The organism is Humitalea rosea, assembly GCF_003253705.1.
Classification (GTDB): domain Bacteria; phylum Pseudomonadota; class Alphaproteobacteria; order Acetobacterales; family Acetobacteraceae; genus Humitalea; species Humitalea rosea.
In genome coordinates this window covers 12,686-38,479 of record NZ_QKYU01000033.1, presented here as the reverse complement: position 1 = coordinate 38,479, position 25,794 = coordinate 12,686, and the positions used below count along the sequence as shown (strand labels likewise).

Annotated in this window: 24 protein-coding genes and 1 pseudogene; 14 read left to right on the top strand and 11 right to left on the bottom strand. The window is 68.2% G+C overall.

Going from position 1 to position 25,794, the window contains the following annotated elements:
- The 10 genes from C8P66_RS21065 to C8P66_RS21020 form a co-directional block, all read left to right on the top strand.
- A partial coding sequence (locus C8P66_RS21065) for a nitrate reductase subunit alpha (protein ID WP_111400263.1) occupies nt 1-3,306 on the top strand: 3,306 nt, incomplete at its 5' end.
- On the top strand, nt 3,303-4,826 hold the full coding sequence (gene narH, locus C8P66_RS21060; protein WP_111400260.1) for a nitrate reductase subunit beta: 1,524 nt from the start codon (nt 3,303-3,305) through the stop codon (nt 4,824-4,826). The genes C8P66_RS21065 and narH, both read left to right, overlap by 4 nt.
- Complete coding sequence (gene narJ, locus C8P66_RS21055) at nt 4,826-5,542, top strand: nitrate reductase molybdenum cofactor assembly chaperone (RefSeq protein ID WP_111400259.1); 717 nt, start codon at nt 4,826-4,828, stop codon at nt 5,540-5,542. Before narH ends, narJ begins: the two co-directional genes overlap by 1 nt.
- A 16-nt stretch (nt 5,543-5,558) precedes the next feature.
- Nucleotides 5,559-6,347, top strand: a complete 789-nt coding sequence (gene narI, locus C8P66_RS21050) for a respiratory nitrate reductase subunit gamma (protein ID WP_111400258.1) — start codon at nt 5,559-5,561, stop codon at nt 6,345-6,347.
- Between the two features lie 3 nt (nt 6,348-6,350).
- Nucleotides 6,351-7,172, top strand: coding sequence for a peptidylprolyl isomerase (locus C8P66_RS21045; protein ID WP_111400257.1), 822 nt, complete (start codon nt 6,351-6,353; stop codon nt 7,170-7,172).
- Between the two features lie 15 nt (nt 7,173-7,187).
- Nucleotides 7,188-7,526, top strand: a complete 339-nt coding sequence (locus C8P66_RS21040; protein WP_111400256.1) for a hypothetical protein — start codon at nt 7,188-7,190, stop codon at nt 7,524-7,526.
- Nucleotides 7,523-8,845 carry a molybdopterin molybdotransferase MoeA gene (locus C8P66_RS21035; RefSeq protein WP_111400255.1) on the top strand — a complete coding sequence of 441 codons (1,323 nt, stop codon included), beginning with the start codon at nt 7,523-7,525 and terminating at the stop codon, nt 8,843-8,845. The genes C8P66_RS21040 and C8P66_RS21035 overlap by 4 nt, the downstream gene beginning before the upstream one ends.
- 17 nt (nt 8,846-8,862) lie before the next feature.
- Nucleotides 8,863-9,612: a carbonic anhydrase gene (locus tag C8P66_RS21030; RefSeq protein WP_245903714.1), complete on the top strand. Its 750-nt coding sequence runs from the start codon at nt 8,863-8,865 to the stop codon at nt 9,610-9,612.
- On the top strand, nt 9,609-10,184 hold the full coding sequence (locus C8P66_RS21025) for a DUF2478 domain-containing protein (protein ID WP_111400253.1): 576 nt from the start codon (nt 9,609-9,611) through the stop codon (nt 10,182-10,184). Before C8P66_RS21030 ends, C8P66_RS21025 begins: the two co-directional genes overlap by 4 nt.
- A gap of 23 nt (nt 10,185-10,207) precedes the next feature.
- Nucleotides 10,208-11,413: an NnrS family protein gene (locus tag C8P66_RS21020; protein WP_111400252.1), complete on the top strand. Its 1,206-nt coding sequence runs from the start codon at nt 10,208-10,210 to the stop codon at nt 11,411-11,413.
- Nucleotides 11,414-11,588: 175 nt separating this feature from the next.
- Here C8P66_RS21020 and C8P66_RS21015 read toward each other — a convergent pair.
- The 3 genes and pseudogenes from C8P66_RS21015 to C8P66_RS24785 all read right to left on the bottom strand — a co-directional run.
- Nucleotides 11,589-11,798, bottom strand: a pseudogene (locus C8P66_RS21015) (DDE-type integrase/transposase/recombinase); the annotation flags it as partial.
- A 76-nt stretch (nt 11,799-11,874) separates the two neighbouring features.
- A complete protein-coding gene (locus tag C8P66_RS21010) occupies nt 11,875-13,218 on the bottom strand; it encodes an MmgE/PrpD family protein (RefSeq protein WP_111400251.1) in 1,344 nt (447 codons plus the stop codon).
- The gene (locus C8P66_RS24785; protein ID WP_281271366.1) at nt 13,218-13,349 is read right to left on the bottom strand and encodes a hypothetical protein; all 132 of its coding nucleotides are present in this window, start codon (nt 13,347-13,349) and stop codon (nt 13,218-13,220) included. Before C8P66_RS24785 ends, C8P66_RS21010 begins: the two co-directional genes overlap by 1 nt.
- A gap of 103 nt (nt 13,350-13,452) precedes the next feature.
- On the opposite strand from C8P66_RS24785, the gene C8P66_RS21005 reads away from it, so the two are divergent.
- From C8P66_RS21005 to C8P66_RS20990, 4 genes are all read left to right on the top strand, one after another.
- A complete protein-coding gene (locus C8P66_RS21005) occupies nt 13,453-14,262 on the top strand; it encodes an SDR family NAD(P)-dependent oxidoreductase (protein ID WP_111400250.1) in 810 nt (269 codons plus the stop codon).
- Between the two features lie 108 nt (nt 14,263-14,370).
- Nucleotides 14,371-15,414, top strand: coding sequence for a LacI family DNA-binding transcriptional regulator (locus tag C8P66_RS21000; protein ID WP_111400249.1), 1,044 nt, complete (start codon nt 14,371-14,373; stop codon nt 15,412-15,414).
- A 64-nt stretch (nt 15,415-15,478) separates the two neighbouring features.
- The gene (locus C8P66_RS20995) at nt 15,479-16,378 is read left to right on the top strand and encodes an NAD(P)-dependent oxidoreductase (protein ID WP_111400262.1); all 900 of its coding nucleotides are present in this window, start codon (nt 15,479-15,481) and stop codon (nt 16,376-16,378) included.
- A gap of 106 nt (nt 16,379-16,484) precedes the next feature.
- Nucleotides 16,485-17,288 carry an N-acyl homoserine lactonase family protein gene (locus C8P66_RS20990; RefSeq protein WP_111400248.1) on the top strand — a complete coding sequence of 268 codons (804 nt, stop codon included), beginning with the start codon at nt 16,485-16,487 and terminating at the stop codon, nt 17,286-17,288.
- Nucleotides 17,289-17,304: 16 nt separating this feature from the next.
- Here the strand turns inward: C8P66_RS20990 and C8P66_RS20985 are convergent, their stop codons facing one another.
- The 8 genes from C8P66_RS20985 to C8P66_RS20950 all read right to left on the bottom strand — a co-directional run bounded on the left by C8P66_RS20985 (nt 17,305) and on the right by C8P66_RS20950 (nt 25,794).
- On the bottom strand, nt 17,305-17,769 hold the full coding sequence (locus tag C8P66_RS20985; RefSeq protein ID WP_111400247.1) for an FAS1-like dehydratase domain-containing protein: 465 nt from the start codon (nt 17,767-17,769) through the stop codon (nt 17,305-17,307).
- Nucleotide 17,770: 1 nt separating this feature from the next.
- Complete coding sequence (locus C8P66_RS20980) at nt 17,771-18,250, bottom strand: hotdog family protein (RefSeq protein WP_111400246.1); 480 nt, start codon at nt 18,248-18,250, stop codon at nt 17,771-17,773.
- Nucleotides 18,251-18,274: 24 nt separating this feature from the next.
- Complete coding sequence (locus C8P66_RS20975; RefSeq protein WP_111400245.1) at nt 18,275-18,688, bottom strand: Zn-ribbon domain-containing OB-fold protein; 414 nt, start codon at nt 18,686-18,688, stop codon at nt 18,275-18,277.
- Between the two features lie 4 nt (nt 18,689-18,692).
- The gene (locus C8P66_RS20970) at nt 18,693-19,838 is read right to left on the bottom strand and encodes a thiolase family protein (protein WP_111400244.1); all 1,146 of its coding nucleotides are present in this window, start codon (nt 19,836-19,838) and stop codon (nt 18,693-18,695) included.
- A gap of 35 nt (nt 19,839-19,873) precedes the next feature.
- Nucleotides 19,874-21,103, bottom strand: coding sequence for a CaiB/BaiF CoA transferase family protein (locus tag C8P66_RS20965; RefSeq protein ID WP_111400243.1), 1,230 nt, complete (start codon nt 21,101-21,103; stop codon nt 19,874-19,876).
- A complete protein-coding gene (locus C8P66_RS20960) occupies nt 21,100-22,347 on the bottom strand; it encodes a CaiB/BaiF CoA transferase family protein (RefSeq protein WP_111400242.1) in 1,248 nt (415 codons plus the stop codon). The genes C8P66_RS20965 and C8P66_RS20960 overlap by 4 nt, the downstream gene beginning before the upstream one ends.
- A gap of 4 nt (nt 22,348-22,351) precedes the next feature.
- Nucleotides 22,352-23,131: an enoyl-CoA hydratase/isomerase family protein gene (locus C8P66_RS20955; protein ID WP_111400241.1), complete on the bottom strand. Its 780-nt coding sequence runs from the start codon at nt 23,129-23,131 to the stop codon at nt 22,352-22,354.
- Nucleotides 23,132-23,241: 110 nt separating this feature from the next.
- Nucleotides 23,242-25,794, bottom strand: coding sequence for a CaiB/BaiF CoA transferase family protein (locus C8P66_RS20950; protein WP_111400240.1), 2,553 nt, complete (start codon nt 25,792-25,794; stop codon nt 23,242-23,244).

Here is a 25,794-nt window from a genome sequence, read left to right as displayed (position 1 = left end):
GCCGCATCGACGAGCTCATGCCCTGGCACTGGGCGCCCGCGAAAAACAGCTGAGCGTCAAGCCGCAGCGACAAGGGCCCGGAACCACCGCTTACCCTATACCGTCAAGACCCACGGCCCCGATCGCGTCATCGGCTTCTCACCCATTCCAGCGATGTCGATGGTCTCCTACGCAGCGGGCGCGCGCTATCTGTCGCTGCTCGGAGGCGTCTGCCTCAGCTTCTACGATTGGTACTGCGATCTGCCTCCGGCGAGCCCGCAGACCTGGGGCGAGCAGACCGACGTGCCGGAAAGTGCCGACTGGTACAATGCAGGCTACCTGATGATCTGGGGCTCCAATGTCCCTCAGACGCGTACGCCCGACGCCCATTTCTACACCGAGGTACGCTACAAGGGCACCAAGAGCGTCGTCGTCTCCCCCGACTACGCCGAGGCCACGAAGTTTGCCGACCTCTGGCTGCATCCCAAGCAGGGCACCGACGCAGCACTGGCCCTGGCCATCGGCCACGTCATCCTGCGCGAATACTACCTCGATCGCACGGTTCCCTACTTCGAGGATTACGCGCGCCGCTACACCGACCTGCCGATGCTCGTGCGCCTGGTGCGCAAGGGTGATGGCTACCTGCCCGAGCGGCTGCTGCGTGCCGAGGACTTCGCCGACAATCTGGGCGAGGCGAACAACGCCGCCTGGAAGACCATGGCCTTCGACCAGGATGGCCAGCCCGTGGTGCCGCTGGGCTCGGTTGGCTTCCGTTGGGGCCAGCAAGGCAAGTGGAACCTTGAGGCTCGCGAGAGCAACGGCCGCGACGTGGCGCTGAAGCTGACGCTGGCGGGCGACAACCCGACCGCTTCCGTCAGCTTCCCCTACTTTGGCGGCCTGGCCACGAACGGCTTCAAGGCCACCGAACATGGCGACGTGCTGGCGCGCCAGGTCCCGGTACGCAGCCTTGCGCTGAAGGACGGCGACACGCTGGTCGCCACCGTGTTCGACCTCATGTGCGCCAATTACGGGCTGGACCGCGGCCTGGGGGGCGACAACGTCGCCCGGGACTACGACGAGGACAAGCCGTTCACCCCCGCCTGGGCCGAGAACATCACCGGCGTGCCCCGCGCGCATATCATCCACGTTGCGCGCGAGTTTGCCACCAATGCCGAGAAGACCAACGGTCGTTCCATGGTGATCCTCGGCGCCGGGCTGAACCATTGGTACCACATGGACATGGCCTATCGCGGCATCATCAACATGTTGGTGTTCTGCGGCTGCATCGGCCAATCCGGCGGCGGGTGGTCCCACTACGTCGGCCAGGAGAAGCTCCGCCCGCAAACGGGTTGGGTGCCGATCGCGTTCGGAACCGACTGGGCGAAGCCACCGCGCCAGATGAACGGCACGTCCTTCTTCTACGGACATACGGACCAATGGCGCTACGAGACACTGAAGGTCAGTGAGATCCTGTCGCCCACCGCACCCGATGGCGATTGGAGCGGCAGCCTGATCGACTACAACGTGCGCGCCGAACGCATGGGCTGGCTGCCCTCGGCACCGCAGCTCAAGCAGAACCCGCTGACCATAGCGGCCAAGGCCAAGGCGGCGGGGCTCGAGCCTCGCGACTATGTCGCCCAGGGGCTGTCGTCCGGTGCGCTGGAGATGTCCTGCCAGGACCCGGACGCTCCGGAGAACTGGCCGCGCAACATGTTCGTCTGGCGTTCGAACCTGCTGGGGTCCTCGGGCAAGGGGCATGAGTATTTCCTCAAGCATCTGCTCGGCACCACGAATGGCGTGCTGGGCAAGGACCTCGGCACGGAAGGCAGCGAGCATCCGCAGGACGTCACCTGGCATGACAAGGCGCCCGAGGGAAAGCTGGACCTGCTGGTCACGCTGGATTTCCGCATGTCCACCACCTGCGTCTATTCCGACATCATCCTGCCGACGGCGACCTGGTACGAAAAGAACGACCTCAATACCTCGGACATGCACCCGTTCATCCACCCGCTGACGGCCGCGGTCGACCCGGCATGGGAGGCTCGGACGGATTGGCAGATCTACAAGGACATCGCTCGGACCTTCTCCGAGATCGCCCCTGAGGTGCTGGGCCGTGAAACCGATGTCGTGCTGACGCCGACACTGCATGACTCACCTGGCGAGCTGGCGCAGCCCTATGGCGTCAGCGATTGGAAGCGGGACGGCATCGCGCCCATCCCGGGCCGCACCATGCCGACCGTCACGGTGGTCGAACGAGACTATCCCAGCCTGCACGCCCGGTTCACCTCGATCGGGCCGCTGCTGGAGAAATCCGGCAATGGCGGCAAGGGCATCGGCTGGAACACCGACCACGAGGTCGAGTTCCTGCGAGCACTCAACGGCACGGTCGCCAAGGGCCCGGCCGCGGGGCAGCCGCGCCTGGAGACGGATATCCACGCGATCGAGGCCATCCTCAGCCTGGCACCGGAAACCAATGGTGAGGTTGCGGTGAAGGCATGGGAAGCGCTCGGCCGCATGACTGGCCTCGATCATCGGCATCTGGCGCTGGCCAAGGAGGATGAGAAGATCCGGTTCCGCGATGTCGTCGCACAGCCACGGAAAATCATCTCCTCCCCGACCTGGTCCGGCATCGAGAGCGACAAGGTCTGCTACAATGCGGGCTATACCAACGTCCATGAGTTCATCCCCTGGCGCACGCTGACCGGCCGTCAGCAGCTGTATCAGGACCATTTGTGGATGCGGGCCTTTGGTGAGGCCCTGGTCACATGGCGGCCTCCGGTGGATACCAAGGCGACGGCGCTTGTGCAGGGCCGCCATTCGAACGGCAATCCGGAGATCGCGCTGAACTTCGTGACCCCGCATCAGAAGTGGGGTATCCACAGCACCTACACCGACAACCTGCTGATGCTGACGCTCAGCCGTGGCGGCCCCTGCATCTGGATCAGCGAGACCGATGCGAAGAAGGTCGGCATCGTCGATAACGACTGGATCGAGGCCTACAACACCAATGGCGCGCTGGTCGCCCGGGCGGTGGTCTCGCAGCGGGTCAATCCGGGCATGGTCATGATGTACCATGCGCAGGAAAAGATCATGAACATGCCTGGCAGCGAGATCACCGGCCAGCGCGGCGGCATCCACAACTCGGTCACACGCACGGTCCTCAAGCCCACGCACATGATCGGTGGCTATGCCCACCAGGCCTATGGCTTCAACTACTACGGCACCGTCGGCAGCAACCGCGACGAGTTCATTGTCATCAGGCGCATGAACAAGATCGACTGGCTGGATGGAACCACGCCCACCATGCAGAAGGAGACCGTGGCATGAGAGTTCGTGCGCAGATCGGCATGGTGCTGAATCTGGACAAGTGCATCGGGTGCCACACCTGCTCCGTCACCTGCAAGAATGTGTGGACCAGCCGGGAGGGCGTCGAATACGCTTGGTTCAACAATGTCGAGACCAAGCCCGGCGTCGGCTATCCCAAGGATTGGGAGAACCAAAAGCGCTGGAAGGGTGGCTGGAAGCGCCGCGCGGATGGCGCCATCGAGCCCCGCATCGGGGCCAAGTGGCGTGTGCTGGCCAACATCTTTGCCAACCCCGATCTGCCCGAGATTGACGACTACTACGAGCCCTTCACCTACGATTACGCTCATCTGCAGACCGCGCCCGAGGGCAAGGTCATGCCGACCGCCCGCCCGCGTTCGCTGATCAGCGGTGAGCGGATGGAGAAGATCAAATGGGGGCCGAACTGGGAAGAGATCCTGGGCGGCGAATTCTCCAGCCGCTCGAAGGACGTCAACTTCGAAGGTGTCCAGAAGGATATCTACGGCCAGTTCGAAAACACCTTCATGATGTATCTGCCGCGCCTGTGCGAGCACTGCCTGAACCCGACCTGTGTCGCGGCTTGCCCCTCCGGCGCCATCTACAAGCGGGAGGAGGATGGCATCGTCCTGATCGACCAGGACAAGTGCCGTGGCTGGCGCATGTGCGTCTCCGCCTGCCCATACAAAAAAATCTATTACAACTGGTCCTCCGGCAAGTCCGAGAAATGCACCTTCTGCTTCCCGCGCATCGAGGCCGGGCTGCCGACCGTCTGCTCCGAGACCTGCGTCGGTCGCATCCGCTATCTTGGCGTCGTGCTCTATGACGCCGACCAGATCCAGGTTGCCGCATCGGCGCCGGACATCGGCGATCTTTACGAGGAACAGCTCAAGGTCTTCCTCGACCCGCACGACCCCAAGGTGCAGGCCCAGGCGCGCGCGGACGGCATCTCCGAGGCATGGCTCGAATCAGCCAAGCATTCGCCGGTGTGGAAGATGGCGATGGATTGGAAGATCGCCTTCCCGCTGCACCCGGAATACCGCACCCTGCCCATGGTCTGGTATGTGCCGCCGCTGTCGCCGATCCAGGCGGCTGCTGCCAAGGGTGACCTCGGCGAGGTCGGCGGCATGCCGGATGTGAAGTCCCTGCGCATCCCGGTCGAGTATTTGGCCAACCTGCTGACGGCGGGCCGCACGGAGCCGGTGCAGCTGGCGCTGGAACGGATGTTGGCGATGCGCGCCTTCATGCGGTCGAAGACCGTCGATGCCGTGCTGGATGATGGCATTGCCGAACGTGTCGGCCTGACCGCCGCCGACATCGAGGACATGTACCAGCTGATGGCCATCGCCAATTACGAGGACCGCTTCGTCATCCCGACGGCGCATCGCGAGACCGGCGAAGATGCCTTCGAGCTGCGCGGCTCCTGCGGCTTCTCCTTCGGCGACAATTGCAGCAGCAGCAGGACCGGCTTCGACCTCTTCGCCGGCAACAAGCCGCGATCCAGGGCGACAGAGGGGGTCGTCTGATGGCCCGCACCTATCGCGCCCTGGCGGCCCTGCTGTCCTATCCCACCGTGGCGATGCAGCGTGCCACGGAAGAGATCGCGGCGGCGATCGCCGAGGAGGGACTCGTCGATGCGGCCGCGCTCGCGCCCATCCAGTCTTTCCTGGATGAGATTGCGACAACCGACATCTACGAGCTGCAGGAACGGTATTTCGCGCTGTTTGATCGCAGCCGGACGCTGTCGCTGCATCTGTTCGAGCACATCCATGGTGAAAGCCGCGATCGCGGTCAGGCGATGGCCGATCTGATCACGCTCTACCAGGAGCACGGGTTGGAGATGGCCGCGGACGAGCTGCCCGATTTCCTGCCGCTGTTTCTCGAGTTCCTGTCGCTGCTCCCGGATGCCGAGGCGCGGGCGATGCTGGCCGAGCCAGCGGGGATCCTTCGAGCCTTGGCCGACCGGCTCGTGGCCCGCAGCACGGGCTACATGGCCGTCATGGCAGCGCTCGCCGACATCGCGGGGGCGCCGATGCTGGCGGTGTCCGACATCCCCGAGGACAACCCCGACGACCTCGAGGCCATGGATGCGTCCTGGGAGGAGGCCGCCGTCCGTTTCGGTCCAGGGGAGGCGGTTGATGCCTGCGGTACGGACCGTCTGCGGCACCAGATCAGGGCCGGCCAACGTGACGCACGCAAGGACATCCAGCACGCCGCGCCCCAGCGCGTGTCGGCGGCTTAGTTAGGGAGCAGCAATCATGGACACCTGGCTCAACAACGCCCTCTTCGGCTGGTATCCCTACGTCGCGCTGACCGTGTTCCTGCTCGGCAGCCTGCTGCGGTTCGACCATTCCCAGTACACTTGGCGCACCGGCTCCAGCCAGTTGCTCCGGCGCCGCCAGCTCACCTGGGGCTCGAACCTTATGCATGTCGGCATTCTGGCGATCTTTGGTGGTCATCTCGTCGGGCTGCTGACGCCGGTGGTCGTGTTCGATACGCTCGGCATCAGCCACACCTTCAAACAGCTTCTGGCCATGGTCGTAGGCGGCGTCGCCGGCGTCGCCTGTTGGATCGGTATCGCCCTGCTGGCGCACCGCCGCCTGTTCGACGCGCGTATCCGCAATACCTCCACCTTCGCCGATATCGCCATCCTGCTCATCCTCTGGCTGCAACTCACGCTCGGGTTGTCGACCATCGTAATTTCCGCGAACCATCTCGACGGGCACGAGATGCTCAAGTTCATGACCTGGGCGCAGGGCATCATGACGCTCAACCCTGGCGTCGCGGTGGTGGTCGCTGACGTCAACCCGATTTTCAAGCTGCATCTCTTTCTGGGCATGACGATCTTCCTCGTCTTCCCTTTCACTCGCCTGGTTCATGTCTGGAGCGCGCCGATTTGGTATCTTGGCCGCAAGGGCTTCCAGATCGTCCGCACCACGCGCGGCATCGTCGGGCGCCCCAAGCCTGCGGGCGACACGCCGAAGGCGAACTTCACCGCCCCCCGGGTGGGGGTCGCACAGCCTCACCCTGTCGCGGGAAATGATTGAGCCATGCGCATCGAAACCATGCGGTCCGCCGCGCCCAGAATCGTGGCCGTGAACGAAGCGATCATTGCCAACGCCGATATCGCGCGCGAGGTTCAGAACCATAAAGCCGCGTCCCCGGTCATTGCCTGGGAAGCAGCAACCCGGGCGCTGGTGGTGCGCGAGCTTCTGTCGCAGCGTGCCCGCGCGCTCAATCTGGTTCCCGAGCCGCGCAGCGAGAACGGCTTGCGTGAGACCGATGAGGAGGCCTTGATCCGCATGCTGCTCGAAGCGGAGGTCAAGACACCTTCGGCCGAGGATGCGGATTGCCGCCGCTATTACCTGGCCAATCAGGCGCGCTTCCGCAGCCCCGACCTGTATGAGCCGCTACACATCCTGTTCAAGGCGGCGCGCGACGACAAGGCTGCCTACGCGCAAGCCGTTACCCAGGCGGAAATTGTGCTGGCGGAGGTTCAGGCGTTTCCCGAACGCTTCGAGAGCATCGCCAAGGCACTCTCCGCCTGCCCCTCCTCCAGCGAGGGCGGCCGCCTGGGGCAGGTCGCGCGCGGCGATACGACGCCGGAGTTCGAAGCGGCCCTGTTGCCGCTGACCGCGGGGCAAACCTGTCCCGAGGTGGTTCGCACGCGCTACGGGGTGCATGTCCTGCGCCTGGATCGCAAGGACGATGGGGCCGTGCTCCCCTTCGAGCAGGTTCGTGACCGCATTGCCTCCTATCTGGAGGCGAGTTCCTCGCGCCGCGCCGCGGCGCAGTATCTGACGGTGCTGGCGGGGCAGGCGCGGATCAGCGGCTTTGACATTGCGGGTGCGACCTCGCCCCTCGTGCAGTAGGAGGAGGAGCAGGCGATGCTTGGCCATATCCTGGGCGGCCTGACCAATGCCGCGGCGGCGGAGGAGCTGCTCTCCAGCATCGCCGACGAGGCGCTGCTGATGCGGGTGAAGAGTGCGGCCGACGAAAACGCCGTGACGCCCGGAATCTATGTTGCGGCAACCGTCCGTCAGTTGCTCGATTATGGCACCGAGGAAGTCTGGCTCGACCTGGTCGGCAAGATGGCGAATTCGCCGCAGCCGGGTGCGGCTGCCTTGCAGGCCATCCTGGCGCGGGCCTTCCCCGCGCCGAGCGAGCAGTCCTGCTGTGGCCATGAGGGCCATGGCCAGCCCAAACCCGTGCGCCGGTCGTCATGAATGCCATCAGCCCGGGATTCGGCTGCACGCTCGGGACCATGACCTTCGGTGCCGCTCTCGACCGCGTTCTGGGCTTGGCGCCCGCCCCGTTGCCGGCCGAGACAATCGGGCTGCCGGATTGCGTGGGGCGCGTTCTCGCCGAGCCGTTCCGGGCGGCCAGCGACCTGCCCAGGTTCGATCAATCCGCCATGGACGGCTATGCGGTGCGCGTTGAAGGGCTGACGCCCGGCGCCTGGTTGCCGGTGACGGGACGGTCCGCCGCGGGCGAGGCGCCGGCCTGTCTCGCCGTCGGCGAGGTGTGCCGCATCCTGACGGGCGCTGTGCTGCCAGCGGGTGCGGATGCCGTCATCGCACAGGAGAGCATCCGCCGCCGTGGCGACCTCATAGAGGTCGCCAACATACCCGACATCGGAACCAACATCCGGCGCCGGGGGGAGGATATGCGGGTCGGACAGGCGCTGATCCCGGAAGGCACCCTGCTGGATTGGCGCCACATCGCCGTCTTCGCGGCGCAGGGTGCCTCCACCGTGCCGGTACGGCGGCGCCCACGGATCACCCTGGTTTCGAGCGGCCGTGAGCTTCGCGCAGCGGGCCAGACCTTGGCGCCGGGACAGATCCATGACTCCAATCTGCCGATGCTGGTGGCGCTGCTGCGTGCCAGCGGGGCCGTGGTGAGGCCCGTCGCGATTGTTGCGGATGATGCCGCGGCGATGCGGGCGGCGCTTCGAAGTGCTGCGCTCGACGCGGATCTCGTGATCACCACAGCCGGGATTTCGGTCGGCGACGAGGACCATGTACGCGACGCCGTGCACGAAATTGGCGGCGATCTGGCGGTGCTGTCGGTCGCGATGAAGCCGGGCAAGCCGCTGGCAGCGGGGCGGCTTGGCGATGCGGTGTTCATCGGCCTGCCCGGTAACCCCATGGCTGCGCTGGCCGGAGCCATTGCCTTCGTCCGGCCGCTGCTGGCGCGGATGATGGGCCTTGCCCCCGCTCCGGTCATCCGGGCCCATGCCGGGTTCACCACTCGCCGAAAGCCCGGCCGCACGGAATTCATCCCGGTCAGGATCCGCCAGCGCGACGCGTGCCTGTGGGCGGAGCGGGTCGGACCGGACGGCTCGGGAAGGCTGGCGCCTCTGCTGGAGGCCACGGGCTTTGCGGTCCTCGCCGCGCAGGACGCGGATACCCGGCACGGAACCCTGCTCGACGTTCTGCCGCTCATGCTCGGGCCTCATGACCTGCTCGACGGCCGTACAGCCGCGCTGCCGCTTCCCGCCCAAGGGTTCGAAGCGCTCGCCCGACACGGTGTTGCCGCATCATGACGCACACGCTCGACCATTTGTTCGACCGCAACGTCGCCTGGGCGCATCGCAAAACGGAACAGGACCCGACCTTCTTCCGGCGACTCTCCGAGCAGCAGACGCCGAACTACCTCTGGATAGGCTGCTCCGATAGCCGCATCACCGCCAACGACGTGCTGGGGCTCGATCCGGGCGAGGTCTTTGTGCACCGGAACATCGCCAACATCGTCCACACCAGCGATATGAACATCCTCTCGGTGCTGGAATACGCCATCGACGTGCTGCACGTGCAGCATGTCATCGTGGCCGGCCATTATGGGTGCGGCGGCGTGCAGCGTGCGCTGGTCGAGCAGCGTTGCGCGCTCGTGGATCACTGGCTGCAACCGCTTTCCATGTACTACCGCAAGCACCGCCCGGCTTTCGACGCGATGACCGACGATGCGCAGCGGCTCGACCGCCTGTGCGAGATCAACATCGAGATGCAGGTGCGCCGGGTTGCGGCGACGCATCTGATCGAGAATGCCTGGACGCGCGGCCTACCGCTGCATGTGCATGGCTGGATCTATGGAATGCATGACGGGCTGCTGCGTGACCTCGGGCCGCATGTCTCCTCGGTCGCGGAGCGCGATGCGCTGCCTTCCGTCGATACCTGCGTGCATCGGGCCGCCGAGCCCAGCAGCGCCCTGCGGCGCCACGCGACGGAAGCCTTCGCCGCGCTCCTGCTCGACGACAGCGCGTCTCCGCCCTGTTGCGGAAGCGCCCTTCCCTCTCGCCTGAGGACAACATGACACAAGAACGAGCCGCACTCACCGCGCTGGTCTACACGGACAGCGTTGCCGCAGACCGTGCCCTGCGTGGTACGGCACGGCGGCTCGAGGCGATGGGTTGCCGCCTGGCCGGTGTCGTGCAGCGTGACGAGGCGCGCGCCGGCCGGGTCGGCTGCGACATGGCTCTGGAGGAGCTTTCGAGCGGCGAGATCATCGCCATCTCGCAGGATCGGGGCCCGCATGCGCGGGGCTGCCGCCTCGACGTGGGCGAGTTGCTGCGAGCGATGCAATTGGTCTCGGCCGCGCTGGAGCAGAGGCCGCAGGTCCTCATCCTGAACAAATTCGGCAAGACGGAAGCCGAGGGCGGCGGGTTCCGCGACCTCATCGTCCAGGCCGTCGGCGCGTCGGTCCCGGTCCTCATTGCCGTGCCCTACCGCAACCTCGATCAGTGGCGGGCCTTCGCTGGCGACCTGGCGCGCGAGGTTGCGCTCGAGGCGCTGGATGAGGACGCATTGACGGCATCGCTCGTGACCGGCCAGGCCGCGCCGGACGGTGGTGTGACCTGCGCCTCCGTAACGAACGGGGCGCATTGAATGTCGCTCCCGCAGTCTCGGGCATGACCATGTCAACCGCTGATCGCCGGGTCTCTACTGGGCTCGCCCTGTTGGCGCATGGCTTCCGGCCCTTCTTCCTGCTGGCCGGAATCTGGGCCACGGTGGGGGTGGGGCTGTGGGTTGCGGCCTTGGCGGGGCTCGCCGTGCCGGAGGGGCCGCTGCCCTTGCCGCGCTGGCACGGGCACGAGATGCTGGCCGGCTTCATCGCCGCGGCCATCATCGGCTTCCTGTTGACCGCGGTGCCGAACTGGACCGGACGGCGCGGCTATTCCGGCGCGCCGCTGCTGGTCGTGCTGGCGCTGTTCCTGGCCGGGCGCCTCTCGCTTTTTCCAGGCTCGCCGCTGCCCATCGGCATCGCGGCGCCGATCGCGCTGGCGGGGCTGCCGGCGACGCTGCTGCTGTTGGTGCCGTCCCTTATCAAAGCCGGCAAGCTGCGCCTGCTCGGCCCACCGGTGTTGGTGCTGGGCTTCTGGACCGGTGATCTGCTGATGCTGGGTGAGGCCGCAAGCTGGTGGCCGGGTGACACCTGGCGCATTGGCGAGCTTTTGATGGCCAACATGGCGCTGGCGCTGGTGGGTGTGATCGGGGGGCGGATCATCCCCTCCTTTACCCTGAACGCGCTCCGCAAGACCGACCGCCCGGCCGCGCCGCATCCGCTGCCGGGGGTCGACCGGGGCGCGCTGCTCGCGCTGCTGGCGGTCGTGTTGGTGGATCTGGTGGCGCCGGATGGCGTGCTGGCAGGCAGCGTGGCGGCGGTGGCCGGGCTGCTGGCGGCGCTACGCCTGTCGCGTTGGCATGGTCTGCGGACGCTGGGGAAGCCGATCCTTTGGGTGCTGCACTTCGCCTACGCTTTCGTGCCGCTGGCGCTGGTCACTAAAGCGGCTTGGCTGCTGGCGGAGGCGCCATGGGCGCTGCATTGGCTGCACCTGCAGGGTGCCGGCGCGCTGGCGCTGATGATCCTGGCCGTGATGACGCGCGCGACGCTCGGGCATACTGGGCGGGACCTGGTGGCGTCCCCGGCGACAGTGGCGGCCTATCTGCTGGTGGCTCTGGGGGCGCTCACACGGGTCTTCGGGCCGGCGCTGACCGGGGGCGGGCTGTTGCCACTGATGCTGGCGGGAGCGTTTTGGCTTGCAGGTTTCGGCCTGTTTCTACTGGTTTATGGGCCCATCCTGCTGCGGCCGCGCGCGGACGGGAAGCCTGGGTGATGGCCGCCACCAGGCTTCGTTAAATGCACTTCGCCCCAGCGTCGGTCCGGCCTGCGCCGGGGTGTCGCTGCCGCAGTTTTCGCCGCGCACTTGCCGCTGTTGGCGCTCTGCGTGTTCGGCCTTCCGGCGCTGGTGGCATGGCTGCGGGCTGAACGCCTTTTTGGCCGTGCAGCGCGTTCTGGGTCGGCTTGCCCGGGGCAATGTAGCGCCGTTCCACCCGCCGTTCCTGCGACCAGCGCAGGATCGAGGTCGATGTCAGTTCCGTGCCGTTGTCACTGACCACCGCCAGGGGCTTGCCGCGGATCGCCGCAATCACGTCGAGTTCCCGTGCCACCCTGGCACCCGACAGCGACGTATCGGCCACCAGCGCCAGACATTCGCGGGTGCCGAACAAAGCTGAGTCTTCGGACACCGTCATCATGCTCCAACACGGTTGGGAAAAAGCAGTATGGCCCCGCCCGTCAGGGCGCGGCCAGAAGGCGCATCATCGCGCCCAGACCCGGGGCATCGGCGATCGCGCGAATCGCGGCAATCTGCGCCTCGGCCTTCGCCGCGAAACCGCCGAGCGCGGCGTTGTCGCGGAATTTCGCATCCAGCTCCGCATCGCTCAGCGGCCGGCCAGCACTGCCGCGCGGGCTGGCCACCATCGCCTCCTCGCGCCGGCCGTCGGCCAGATGCAGCGTGACCCGCGCAGCACCCCGCGGCAGCGATTCGTCGAGCCGCGCGGTGACCTTCGCCCGGAAGGCCGCGAGCAGCGGATCGGCGGCCGCGGGCGCCTCGAAATCGACGACCCCGGCCCGGCCGCGGAGCAGCCCGAGTGCCGCGCAATGGTGGATGCTCACCCGCGCATCGCGCGCGTTGTTCACCACACGGTCGCCGCGCGCGAGCAGCAGCGCGTCGCCGGCGACCTCGACCGCGGCGATGGATGCGGGATCGGGCGCGCCGAGCCGCTCGCGCAGCTCCAGGCAGGCGTCGATGACCGCATGAAAGACGATGCCCGCCGGATAGGGCTTGTAGGTGTTGCGTGCGGCCTCCCACTGGGTGCCGAGGCCGTCCAGCATGGCATCCGTGTCGGGCGCGTCGCCCATCGCCCTGGCCCAACCGAGTGGTCCCTCGATGGCCTGGGGCGCGGCCTCGTAGCCGGAGCGGGCCAGCAGCGCCGCCAGGATGCCGTTGCGCGCGGCACTGCCGACGCTGACGTTCTTCGCGGCGGAGGGCAGGTTCTCGACGGTCCCGGCGGACTGGCTCGTCGCGATGCCGATCGCATGCGCCGTCTGCGCGGCGGAAAGGCCGAGCAGCCGCGCGCAGCCCGCCGCCGCGCCGATCACGCCGCAGGTCGAGGTGATGTGCCAGCCCCGCGCGTAATGACCGGGCGAGACGCCGTTGCCGACGCGGCAGGCGACCTCGGCCCCGAGGAGGAAGGCGTGCAGCGCCTCGGCGCCGCTGCGTCCTTCCTGTTCGGCGAGCGCCAGCACGGGGGGCGCGACGGGTGCGGCCGGATGGATCACCGTGCGCAGATGCGTGTCGTCGTAGTCGAGCAGATTGGCGGCGATCGCATTCACGAAGGCCGCGCCCATCGCATCCAGCCGGGCGGTCTGCCCCACCACCGTCGCGGTCGGTGCGGCGGAGCAGGCGCGCATGACGTCCAGCGCGGCGCCCACGGCAGGGTCGCCCGCCACGCCGAGCGCGCAGCCCAGATGGTTCAGCAGCGTGCGCGTCGCCTCTCGCCGGACCGCCGGTGTGATATCGCGCCAGTCGGAGCCGGCGACGAAGGCGCCGAGCCGCTCGGAAACGGTGAGGGACATCAGCGCGGACGCTTCGGCATGCCGCCGCGCGCCTGGACCCGCGGCACGGTGGATTCCACCAGGCCCGGCGCGCCCGGGGGCTGAAGGTGGCCGGACCGGTTTCCGACCAACAGTGTCTGCTTCGCGATCATCGCCCCTCCAAGTCTTGATATCGATACCACGCACATACTGGCGGCGCAAAGACCAGAAGTGCGAGCCTTGCCGACATGCCGTAACGCCGTCTAAGGTCGCTGCATGGTATCGCTCACAGAGATCGCGCCCGAGACGCTGGGCCTTGGACTTCGCGGCCGGACCGCACTTGTCACTGGCTCCACCGGAGGAATCGGACATGCCGTCGCGGCCAGGCTGGCCGCTGCCGGCTGCGACATCGTGCTGCACGGCCTGGCGACCGAGGCGGAGGGTGCCGCCGCTGTCGCGGAGATCGACCGCCGGCACGCCGTGTCCATCCGCTATCACCACGCCGACCTCGCCAGCCCCGCCGCGATCGAGGCCATGGTGAGCACGCTCGATTCCGTCGACATCCTTGTCAACAACGCCGCCAGCCGGCATTTCGGCCCCGTCGAGCAGACCAGCACGGCGGACTGGGAAGCGGACCTGGCGGTGAACCTCTCGGCCGCCTTCCATCTGATCCGCCTGACCCTGCCCGGCATGCGCGAACGCGGCTGGGGGCGCATCATCAACATGTCCTCCATCTTCGGGCTGATCGGCGCGGCCGGGCGAGTCGGCTACGTCACCACCAAGACCGCGCTGATCGGCCTCACCCGCGCCGTGGCGCTGGAGACGGCGGGGGGCGGCATCACCTGCAACGCGCTCTGCCCCGGCACGACCATGACCCCGAACATCGAGGCGCGAATCCGCGCGGCGATGGGCGGCGGCGGCGGGCGCGCCGAGGCGGAAGCCGGCTTCCTGGCCGGCAAGCAGCCGACCGGCCGCTTCGTCGACCCCGCGGCGGTCGGCGCGGCCGTCGCCTTCTTGTGCAGCCCGGCCGGGGGCGACATCACCGGCGTCGCCCTGCCCATCGACGGCGGCTGGTCCGCGACATGAGCCACGGCCCGCTGAAGCCTTCCGTCCTGCCCCATGCCGCCGCTATGGTCGCCACTGGCGTTCCCCGCGGGGATGCGCGCAGCGTGAAGACGGAAGGCTCCTGCCGGCATGGACGACGCAACAGGACCAGACGGACAGCGGCGCCCGGCCGCCCCCGGCGTCGTGCGGATGCGCGACGTGGCGCGCACGGCGCAGGTCTCCACCATGACCGTCTCGCGCGCGCTCAAGGACCCCGGGAAGGTCTCGGCCGACGTCCGCCGGCGCGTGGAGGAAGCCGTGCGCGCGGTGGGCTACGTGCCGAACAAGCTCGCCGGCAGCCTCTCCTCCCGCCGCTCCAATGTGATCGGGCTGGTGGTGCCGAGCATCGAGAATTCGCTCTTCGCCAGCACGGTGCAGGGAATTTCGGACGTGCTGCGGCAGCACGACCACCAGTTGATGATCGCCGACAGCGGCTACAGCGCGGTGGCGGAGGAGGCGGCGATCCGTGCCTTCCTGGGCCAGCGCGTGGCCGGGCTGATCCTGCACGACACGACCCACACCCCGGAGGCGGTGGCAATGATCCGCCAGTCCGGCGTGCCGGTGGCGGAGAACGGCACGCTGACGCCGACGCCGATCGACATGGTCGTCAGCTACTCGAACTTCGATGCGGCGAAGGCCATGACGCTGCACCTGGCGCGGCTGGGCTACCGGCGCATCGCCCTGGTCACCCTGCCGGCATCGACCAATGCGCGCAGCCGCGACCGGCAGGAAGGCTACCGCGCAGCGCTTGCCGAAGTCGGCCTGCCGGCCGATCCGCGGCTGATGCTGGAGATGCCGCCGGGCCTCGCCTCGGGCGCGGAGGCGTTGTTGCGCCTGCTGGAAGGCGGCGCCGCGCCCGATGCGATCTTCTTCGCCGGCGACGTGCTGGCGATCGGGGCGGTGCTGGAATGCATCCGCCGGGGCTGGCCGGTGCCGGAGAAGGTGGCAATCGCCGCCTTCGACAACATCGACCTGCTCGCGCATCTGGTGCCGCCGGTGACCACGCTGCGGCTGCCGCGGCTGGAGATCGGGCGGCGCAGCGCGGAGGTGCTGCTCGACCGGATCCAGGGCCGCTCGACCAGCCGGGTCTCGATCGACCTGCGCTTCGAGATCATCCACCGCGCCAGCACCTGACCCGCCATAGGCGGGACCGGCGCTCGCGCTTCTGACCCCAGCTATGAAAAGGGAGGAACCGCTGATGGCGGACCAGGTGCTCGGCTTCGTCGGGCTTGGCCAGATGGGCAGCCGCATGGCGGCGCGACTGCTGCAGGCCGGACACGCCCTCGTCGTCTACGACCGGGCGGAGAGTGCGGTGCAGGCGCTGGTCGCGCAGGGCGCCACGGCGGCGGGAAGCGTGCGGGAAGTGGCGGACCGCGCCGATCTCGTCTTCGCCAGCCTGCCCACCCCCGCCGTGGTGCGGGATGTGGCGCTCGGGCCCGATGGCGTCCTGGCCGGCCAGCGCGCGCGGGTCTTCATCGACCTGTCCACCACCGGCCCGCGCGTGGCGGGCGAGGTCGCGGCGGGCTTCGCGGAGGCCGGGCGTGCCATGCTCGACTGCCCGGTGAGCGGCGGCATCTCGGGGGCCGCGGCTGGCACGCTCGCGCTGATGGTCTCCGGCCCGCGCGATGCCTATGCCACGCTGGAGCCGCTGCTGCGCGCCTTTGGCAAGCCCTTCTTCTGCGGCGAGGGCGCGGGCCAGGCGCAGGTGATGAAGCTCTGCAACAACCTGCTCGCCGCGGCGGCGCTGGCGGTCACGTCGGAGGCCCTCGTCATGGGCGTGAAGGCCGGCCTCGATCCCGCGCTGATGTGCGAGGTGATCAATGCCAGCAGCGGCCGCAACAGCGCGACGCAGGACAAGTTCCCCCGCGCCGTCATCCCCCGCACCTTCGATTTCGGCTTCACCACGGGCCTGTCGCACAAGGACGTCCGGCTCTGCGTGGACGAGGCGGAGGCGATGGGCGTGCCGATGGTGGTGGGCAGCGCGGTGCGCCAGATGCTCGGCGTGACCAGCGCCCTGTTCGGCGCGGACAGCGACTTCACCTCGATCGCGAAGGTGGTGGAACAATGGGCCGGGGTCGAGGTGCGCAGCCCGGCCTGAGGCCCTCGCACCGCCCGCTGGTACGTGCCGGTCAGCCGCCGGTCCCAGCGATGTCGGCCGCGCGGATTTGGTATCGATGACAGGAATGGGCTGAGGGAGGATCGGCATGACCGACGACGTGTACGAGATCCATGCGGTGAAGTATGCGCATCACGCGCGCCTGGCGGCGAGGAACTTCCTGACGCCCGATCCGCACGATGTCGGCGACATGCCGCTCGACTACTTCGTCTGGGCCATCGTCGGGCGGGACCGCACGATGGTGCTCGACACCGGCTACGACGCGGCGGTGGCGAAGAAGCGCGGCCGCGAACTGATCCGGACGCCCGCGGAGGGGCTGCGGGCGATCGGCGTGGATGCGGCGACGGTGCCGGACGTCATCCTCTCGCACATGCACTTCGACCATGCGGGGAACCACGCCATGTTCCCGGCGGCGCGCTACCATGTCCAGGATCGGGAGATGGCCTTCTGCACAGGCCGCTGCATGTGCCACACCGAACTCAGCAGGACCTTCGAAGCCGAGGACGTGACGGCCATGGTGGGCCGCGTGTTCCAGGGGCGCGCGCAGTTCCACGACGGCGCCGGCGAGATCGCGCCCGGGATCACGGTGCATCATGTGGGCGGCCATTCGCTCGGCCTGCAGGTGGTGCGGGTGCGGACGCGCCGCGGCTGGGTGGTGCTGGCGAGCGATGCGACGCATTTCTACGCCAACTACCGCGACCGCCGGCCCTTCGCCGTCGCCACCGACGTGCCGGCCATGCTGGAGGCTTTCACTACCCTGCATCGGCTGGCGAGCTCGGACGACCATATCGTGCCGGGCCACGACCCGAAGGTGATGGAGCTCTACCCCGCCTCGGGACCGGGGCTGGAAGGCATCGCCGTGCGGCTCGACGCGGATCCGCGGCCGGGCTGAGGCGCGGCGGCGCCGTTCAGCGCCGCAGGTTCGTCGTGGACATCACGGCGCAGAGCTGGCCGTGTTGGTTGCGGAATTCGCGCCGTGTCACGATCAGCCCCATCGGACCGGACTTGCCCTGCTTGACCGCCGTCTCGCTGACCGAGGCGGTGACGGTGATCTCGTCGCCGGCGATGATGGGTTCGTGGAACTCATAGGTGTCCTGCCCGTGGATGGTGACCTTCCCGAAGGAGAAGGCCAGCGGGGCGTCCCGGCAATTGAAGAAGACCAGCCAGAGGATGGGCCAGGGCGCGACCACGCCGCGATAGCCGCGGGCCTTGGCCGCCGCCTCCTCGTAGCGGATCGGGTCGAAGTCCTCGATGGCCAGGGCCATCCTGCGGATGGCGCCGTACTCGATGACCATGGAGTCGGGCGGGCCGAGCGGGCCTTCCATGGCCTTCAACGCGGCCTGCATCTCCGCATTCACGGTATCCTGGCTCATCTCAACCTCCCGCGGCCGGCGTCGCGTTGCGCAGGGGCAGGCGCGCGACCAGGCCGCCCGGCGTCGTGATCCTGCCGTCCTGATTGACGATATGGCAGTCCACCTCGACCAGCCCGTCGCCGCCCTCCGCCCAGGCGCGCTTGATCCTGGCGTGGATATAGGCCATGTCGTGCGGCATGGTCGGCCCGGTGTTGCGGTCCCAGAAGGACATCACCCGCGCCCCGCTGCCCAGCCAATGCGTGACCTCGGTCAGCATGTAGCTGGCCATGAACGGCCCGGAGAGGAGCAGGCCCGGCAGGCCCTTCTCCTTCGCTTCCTTCTCGTCGTGATGGAACTCGGAGGCGTAGTTGTCACAGGCGCCGGCCCAGCGCACCTGGTGGCCGGCCCGCATCGGCCCCTTGGCGACGACGGGCATCTCCGCGCCTTCGGGAAAATCCTCAAGGACCTTCGCCCCGGGGGCCTTGGTTTCGACCTTGTACATCTCGGCTGGCCTCGCTGATCCGGGCTATTGGGAGATGGGGCGGAAGCGCGGGATCGTCACCTCGGGCGTGACGGGATCGAACACCACCTCCACCGGATCGCCGATGTGGACCTGGTCGTTCGGCACACCGACGACATTGCTGAACATGCGCGGCCCCTCCTCCAACTGGACGAGCGCCACATTGTACGGAACATCCTGCCTGAAGCCGGCATGATAGGCCCGGTGGAAGACGATGTAGGAGAACACTGTCGCCCGGCCGCTCATCTCCGACCATTCGAATTCTGCCGAAAGGCATTGCGGGCAGAAGCGGCTGATCGGGTAGCGGACATGGGCGCAGCCGCTGCATGTCTGCAGGCTCAGCCGCCCGTTCCGGCAGGCCTCCCAGAAGGGCCGGTTCTCATCCGTCAGAATGGGCAAGGGCTTGGCATAGTCGCTCACGGCGTCACCCCTTCCGCAGCACAAGGGCGTTGGCGCAATTCAGCGCCTGCCCGCGTCCGGTCACCAGACTCACCTCGGCGTCGCGCACCTGGCGCGGCCCGCATTGCCCGCGCAGCTGTCGCACCGCCTCGACGATGTGCAGGCAGCCTTCCATGTAGGATTCCGAGAGGTTGCCGCCCGCCGTATTGACTGGCAGCTCCCCCCCGAGCTGGATGCGGCCGCCCTCGCAGAAGGGGCCGGCCTCGCCCGGCTTGCAGAAGCCGGCATGCTCCAGCCACAGCATCACGCTGATGGTGAAGTTGTCGTAGAGCTGCACCACGTCGATGTCGCGCGGGCCGACACCGGCCATGGCATAGGCGTCGAGCACGGAGGTCCGCTGGTGCGGCGCGTACCACCAGTCCTCCCGCCCGAGGTTCTGCGTCGTATAGGCCTGCCCCATGCCGGAGATCAGCACCGGCTTCTGCTTCAGGTCCCGCGCGCGCTCGGCGCTGGAGACGATGACGCAGACGCCGCCATCGGAGACGAGGCAGCAGTCGAGCAGGTGCAGCGGTTCCACCACCCAGCGCGAGGCCTGGTGATCCTCGACGGTGATCGGCGTGCGCATCACCGCATCCGGGTTCAGCGAGGCGTGATACCGGCAGGCGACGGCGATCTCGCCCAACTGCCGGCTCGTCGTCCCATAGACCGCCATGTGCCGGGCCGCGGTGATGGCGCTGTTCGCCGCGGCCGACATATAGCCCCAGATCGAGGAGGAATCCCCCCAGCCCTGGGCACGGTCGTACTTGCCGCCGCCCGTCGCCGCGGCATCCCCGAAGACGAAGGCCACGTTCTTCGCCATGCCGGCATTCACCGCGAGGACGGCATGCTGCAGCATGACGCCCGGCGTGGCGCCGCCCATGTTCATCGTGCCGGTGAAGCGCGGATCGATGCCCAGGGTCTCGCCGAGGCGGAGGTAGTTCAGCGCGCCTTCGGCGGAGGTCTGCCCCGGCAGGGTCAGCAGCCCGTCGATCTCCTCCTTGCGCAATCCGCTGTCATCCAGCGCCCGCTTGAAGGCCTCGACGGACAGCGAGATCGCCGAAGACCCCGGCACCTTGCCCTGCGCGCTGGCGCCGACGCCGACGATGGCGCATGTGTCACGCAGCGGATGCATCGAGCGGCTCCTGGATCCGAGTCATCATCCGCCGGTCACTTCAGCGCCTGCTGCGCTTCCAACCCTTCGATCTCCGCTTCGGAGAAGCCCAGCATGCCGCCAAGGACCTCGCGCGTGTGCTCGCCCAGCAGCGGGGCGGGCCGGGTCGGCTTCACAGGCGTGCGCGTGAAGCGGAACGGCAGGTTGTTGTAGATCGACTCCTCCATCTCCGCATGCGGCATCCGCACCCAGTGCTCCCGATGCTGCAACTGCGGATCGTGGCGCGTGACATCGCGCGCATCCTGGACGGCGCCAGCCGGCACGCCCTTGGCCTGAAGCGCCAGCATCAGCGCCTGGGCGTCCTGTCCCGCGGTCCAGGCGCCAATGTGGCGGTCGAGCTCTTCCCGCTCGCGATAGCGATGCGGCATCGTCCGCCAGCGCTCCTCCCGCGCCCAGGCGGGCTGCCCCATCACCTCGGCGAGGGCGGCCCATTGCGCATCGCTCATCGCCGTGATCGCGATCCAGCGATCCTCGCCGACGCAGGGATAGACGCCGTGCGGCGCCGCCCAGGGGTGGTCGTTCCCGCGCCGCTGCTGCAACCGGCCGTTCACGGCAAGGTCGAGAAAGGTCGGCCCCATGAGCGAGAGCATGGGCTCGGTCTGGGCAAAGTCGATGTACTGCCCCTGGCCGGTGCGGCGGCGATGACGCAGCGCCGCGAGCACGGCGAAAGCCGCGTGGCAGGGATTGGGCAGGTGGTCGGGATAGTTGGTGCCGGTGCCCGCGGGCACGCGCCCGGGCAGGCCGCTGAGGTCGAGGATGCCCGTCAGCGCGGCGATGCTGCTGCCCGTGCCGCGGAAGTCGCGCTGGGGTCCTTGCGAGCCCTGCATGGACATCGCGAGGTAGATGACGTCGGGCCTGATCCGCACGACATCCTCGTAGCTCAGGCCGAACTTCTCCATCACGCCCGCGGCGAAGTTGTTGGCGACGATGTCGCTCTTCGCGATCAGCCGCTTGATGACCTCAAGCGCGCGCGGGTGCTTCATGTCGACCGTGATGCCGCGCTTGCTGGAATTGCGGTCCGCGAAATAGCCGCTGCGATTGACCCCTGGCTTGCCGTCCTTGTAGGGGCCGGCCAGGCGCAGCGAATCCAGCCGGGTCGAGCTTTCGATCTTGATGACGTCGGCGCCCATGTCGCCGAGGATCTTGGTCGTATACGACCCCGCCCCGATCCAGCAGAAATCCGCGACCGTCAGACCGGCCAGCGGCAGCCCGGAGACCGCGCTCATGCGACCACGCCCGCGGAGAAGAGCCGCGCCACCTCGTCCGGCGCGATGCCGATTTCGGCCAGGACCTCCGCGGTATGCTCGCCGAGCCTGGGCGCGGGCCGCCGCACCTTCCAGGGCGTTTCGGAGAGGACATAGGGCGCGCCGGGCATGCGTGCCGCCTGCGCCACGAGGGGATGCGTGAAGGGGACGAAATGGCCGCGCGCCTGGAGCTGCGGGTTCTCGACAAGGTCGGCGGGCGTGCTCACCGGCGCCAGCGGGATCAGGCGCTTCTGGCCCTCGCTGTACAGCCAGGCCTTGCTGTGCTGGCGGGCCCAGGGGATGAACAGATCGGCGAAGACCTCGCGCGCCTCGATCCCCTTGAGGTAGTCGAGGTCCGACCACTCCGGGCCGAACAGCCGCTCCGCGCCCGGCATCTTCTCGTCCTTGAACCATTGCAGGCTGCGCGACCACGCCGGGCTGTTGCCGATGCCGCGGGAGCCGAGATAGATGTAGCCGTCCTTGCACGGGAACAGGCCGTAGCCCGCGAAGCGCTGGTCACCCGGGGGGCGCTGGCGCACCACGCCTTCGAGATCGTAGGTCTGCGCGGCATTCTCCAGCGCGAGCGTCACGCATTCCTGCATCGAGACGTCGACATGCTGCCCATGGCCGGAGAGCTCGGCTTCGGTGACGGCCAGCATCGCGGCGACGGCGCCATACATCGCGGCGCATTTGAAGGCCTGGTCGCCATGCGCCTGGGTCGGCGCCGTATCGCGGTAGCCGCCCATGTAGAGCAGCCCGCCCGTCGCCAGGCCGACGAGATCCGTCGCGCCGAACTGCGCATAGGGTCCGGTCTGCCCGAAGGGCGTGATGCTGGCGACGACGATCTGGCGGCGCAGCCGGGCCAGGCTGGCGTAGTCGAGGCCGCGTGCCTCCAGCCAGCCGGGCGGGAAGGTCTCGATCACCAGATCCGCCGTCGCCGCGATCTCACGCAGGATGCGCTGGCCGCTGGCGGTGTCCAGATCAAGGCCGATCCCGCGCTTGCTCGTGTTCTGGTAGGCGAAGTTCAGGCTACGCTCGACGCCCGGCACATCGCCGATGAAGGGGGGCTCTTGGCGCAGCTCGCTGCCCGCGGGGGGCTCCACCAGGATCACGTCGGCGCCCATGTCGGCGAACAGCTTGCCGCAATAATTCCCCATCGCGCCGGAGAGATCCAGCACGCGCAGTCCTTCGAGGGCCGAGGGTGGACCCTGGGCTTCGTCGCTCATCGCCTCACTTCATCTTCCAGACGGGTTCGCGCTTCTCGGCGAAGGCGCGGCGGCCCTCGACGCGGTCCTCGGTGTTCTTCAGCAGGCCGTACATGTACTTGTCGATGTGCAGCGCATGCACCAGCGGCAGGTCGCCGCCCTGCACCACCAGCTGCTTCACCGCCCGCACCGCCAGCGGCGCGTTGCGCGCGATGCGCCGCCCGATATCCATCGCGGTCGGCATCAGCTCGGGCAGCGGCACCACCTTGCTGACCAGGCCCATGCGCAGGGCCTCCTGCGCGTCGATCATGTCGCCGGTCAGCAGCATCAGCATCGCGTCGGTCTTGGCGATCGAGCGCGGCAGGCGTTGGATGCTGCCGCCCCAGGGGATGGAGCCGCGGCGCACCTCGGTCAGGCCGAACTTCGCATTGTCCGAGCAGATCACGATGTCGCAGGCCAGCAGCAGCTCGGTGCCGCCCGCCAGCGCATAGCCGTTCACCGCGCAGATGATCGGCTTGTCGGTGCTGAGGCCGAGGAAGGCGCTGCCCGGCTCGCCACGGCCGAGCAGCTCCTCGGCATAGGCTTCGTCCGACGGCATCGTCTTCTTCAGGTCGGCACCGGTGCAGAACGCCTTGTCGCCCGCCCCGGTAAAGATGATGACGTGGATATCGTCATCCTTCTTCATCCGGTCGTAGAAGGCGTAGAGTTCGGCGCGCATCTCGGGGTCGATCGAATTCATCGCGTGCGGGCGGTTCAGCTCCACGACGCAGACCTTGTCTTCGACGGTAATGTTCAGATTGGGCACCGCTGCTCCTGGGTCCGTGACCTGCCCTGTGTGGCCGCGCAACGGCCGAGAACGGCCCCGCGCGCACAATGTTATCGATAACTTATCGTAGCCTCCCGCGACCGCCCCTGTCAAACCACGGCGTTCGTCGCGGCATCCGCGATGCCGAGCTTCTCCCGGTAATCCTTGTCCACGTCATGGATGGCCTTCAGGCGCAGCAGCTCGGCGATGCCCATGGCGTCGATCGGCTTGCTGACGGTGGGGGCCAGGCAGACCACGCGGTCGGCGAGCAGCCGTTCAATCTGCGACGCATCCAGGCCCAGCAGGTCGCGCAGGATCTGCGGCCCGTCCTCGCCGTAGCGGGGGGCGGGCTTGCCCACCTTCACCAGGCGCCGCGACAGCTTCCACGGCCGGCCCATCATCGGGCGCAGGCCCATCGGCTCCGGCAGGCGCACCCGCTCGTAGAAGCCCCGCGCGGCGAGGTGGTCGTTGAGCAGGAGGTCGCGGTTGCTGAACACCGGTCCGCTGGCCACGCCGTGCTCCTGCAGGAGGCGCATCACCGCGAGCCCGTCGCGCAACGGCGTCCAGCGCCCGACGAGGTCGTTGACCTCTGCGCGCCGCTCCCGCCGCGCCACCGCCGTGCCCAGGCCGGGATCGACGGCGATGCCATCCCGCGCCATCAGCGCGGCGAGCGCCTGCCATTGGCTGTCGGTCTTGACCGTGAGCGTGACCCAGCGGTCGTCGCCGCGGCAGGGGAAGGCATCGCTCGGCACATACTCCTCGTGCTCGTTGCCGATCCGCTGCGGCTCCGTGCCGTCAAGCTGGTACTGCAGCAGCGCCTCCGGGATCATCGCGACGCCGACCTGATACATGCCGAGGTCGATCCGCTGCCCCTCGCCGGCGAGGCGCCGGTGCCGCAAGGCCGCGAAGAGCGCGGCCAGGCCGATCCAGCAGGCCAGGAAGTCGGGGTAGGAATGGCCGACCTTCGACGGCTTGCCGCCCCGGTAGCCGCTGTAGCTGGCGATGCCCATGGTGACTTCGAGCGTCGTGCCCTGGCTCGGGAAGTTCCGCCACGGGCCGGTGGAGCCGTAGCCTGTGTTGGTGAGCCAGATGATGCCCGGGTTGATCGCCTTCAGCGCGTCGTGGTCGAGGCCCCAGGCGGCCATCACGCGCGGGGGGAAATTGTCCACGATGATGTCGCTCTTGGCGACCAGGTCGCGGAAGATCGCCTTGCCTTCCGGCTGCGACATGTCGAGCACGAGCGACTGCTTGCCCCGGTTCACCACCTGCCAGATGCCGGAGCGGTTGATCGCATCCACCCGCGTATCGTTGTCGAGATAGGTCGTGAGCACGCCCTGGCGCGTCGGATCGAGCTTGTGCGGCGCCTCGATCTTGATCACCTCGGCGCCGAGATCGCCGAGCAGCGCGGCCATGTAGGGCACCGCCACGACGGTCGCCATGTCGAGGACGCGCAGCCCCTCCAGCGGCAGCCTCGCGCGGGCGCCGGCGGGCGCGGGCGCCACCTCGGCTGCCGGCGTCGCCAGCTCCGCCAGGACCTCCGCCGTGTGCTCGCCCAGCAGCGGCGCGGGCCGCCGGACCGAGACCGGGGTCGCCGACAGCTTGGCCAGCTCGACGGGGTAGCGGAAGGTCCCGCCGGCCGGATGCGACAGCTCGGCGAAGAAGTCCCGCGCCGCGAGCTGTTCGCAGGCGAGCAGGTCCGGCGCGGTCTGCACCATGCCCATCAGCAGGCGGCGCCGGGAGCCGTCCAGGAAGATGTCCTTCGCGTCGCGGTCCTTGACGCAGGACCGCATCAGCGCCGAGGCCTCCTGCAGGTGCAGCGCCCGCTGGCGGTTGCTCGCGAACTTCGGATCCCGGAAGGCCTCGTTGCCGAAGAGATCGGCATAGACCTGCGGCGGCATCGATCCGCCGGCCTGGATCGCGATATAGCCCTTCCGCGTCGGGATCGGCGCGCCGGAGAAGGGATCCTCCACCGCGTAGCGGCGGCCCTGAACGGCACCCATGAAGGAGTAGTAGGTCTCGCTGATCACCAGTTCGGAGATCAGGCATTCCTGGATCGACAGATCGACGTGGTCGCCGATCCCGTCGCGCTCGGCGGCGTGGAAGGCGGCGAGCGACGCATAGGCGGCGTTCAGCCCGCCGCAGAAATAGGCCTGGGACAGGCCGTGCTTCAGCGGCGCGCGGTCGGCCTCGCCGCTGATCTGCATGATGCCGCTCATCGCCTGAAGCACCAGGTCGCTGCCGGCATAATGCGCGTAAGGGCCGGTCTGGCCGAAATCCGTCACCGAGGTCACGACGAGGCGTGGCTGCCACGCTATCATTTGCTCGGACGAGAAGCCCATGCCGGCCAGCGTTCCCGGGGGAAAGCTCTCGATGACGATGTCGGACCGGCGCACGAGGTCTTGCAGCGTCCGGCGTCCCTCCGGGCTTTCGAGGTCCAGGGTGATGCCGCGCTTGTTCCAGTTGATGTAGCGGAAGAGCAGGCTCCGCTCGGCTTCCGGCGCATCCGGCATGAGGGGCGGCAATTGCCGCGCCTCATCCCCACCTGGCGGTTCGACCTTGATGACCTCCGCCCCGAAGTCGCCGAGAAGGCGTGCCGCGAAGGGGCCAGCGATACCCTGGCCAAGGTCGAGGACGCGAACCCCCTGCAGCGCCGATCCGGACAT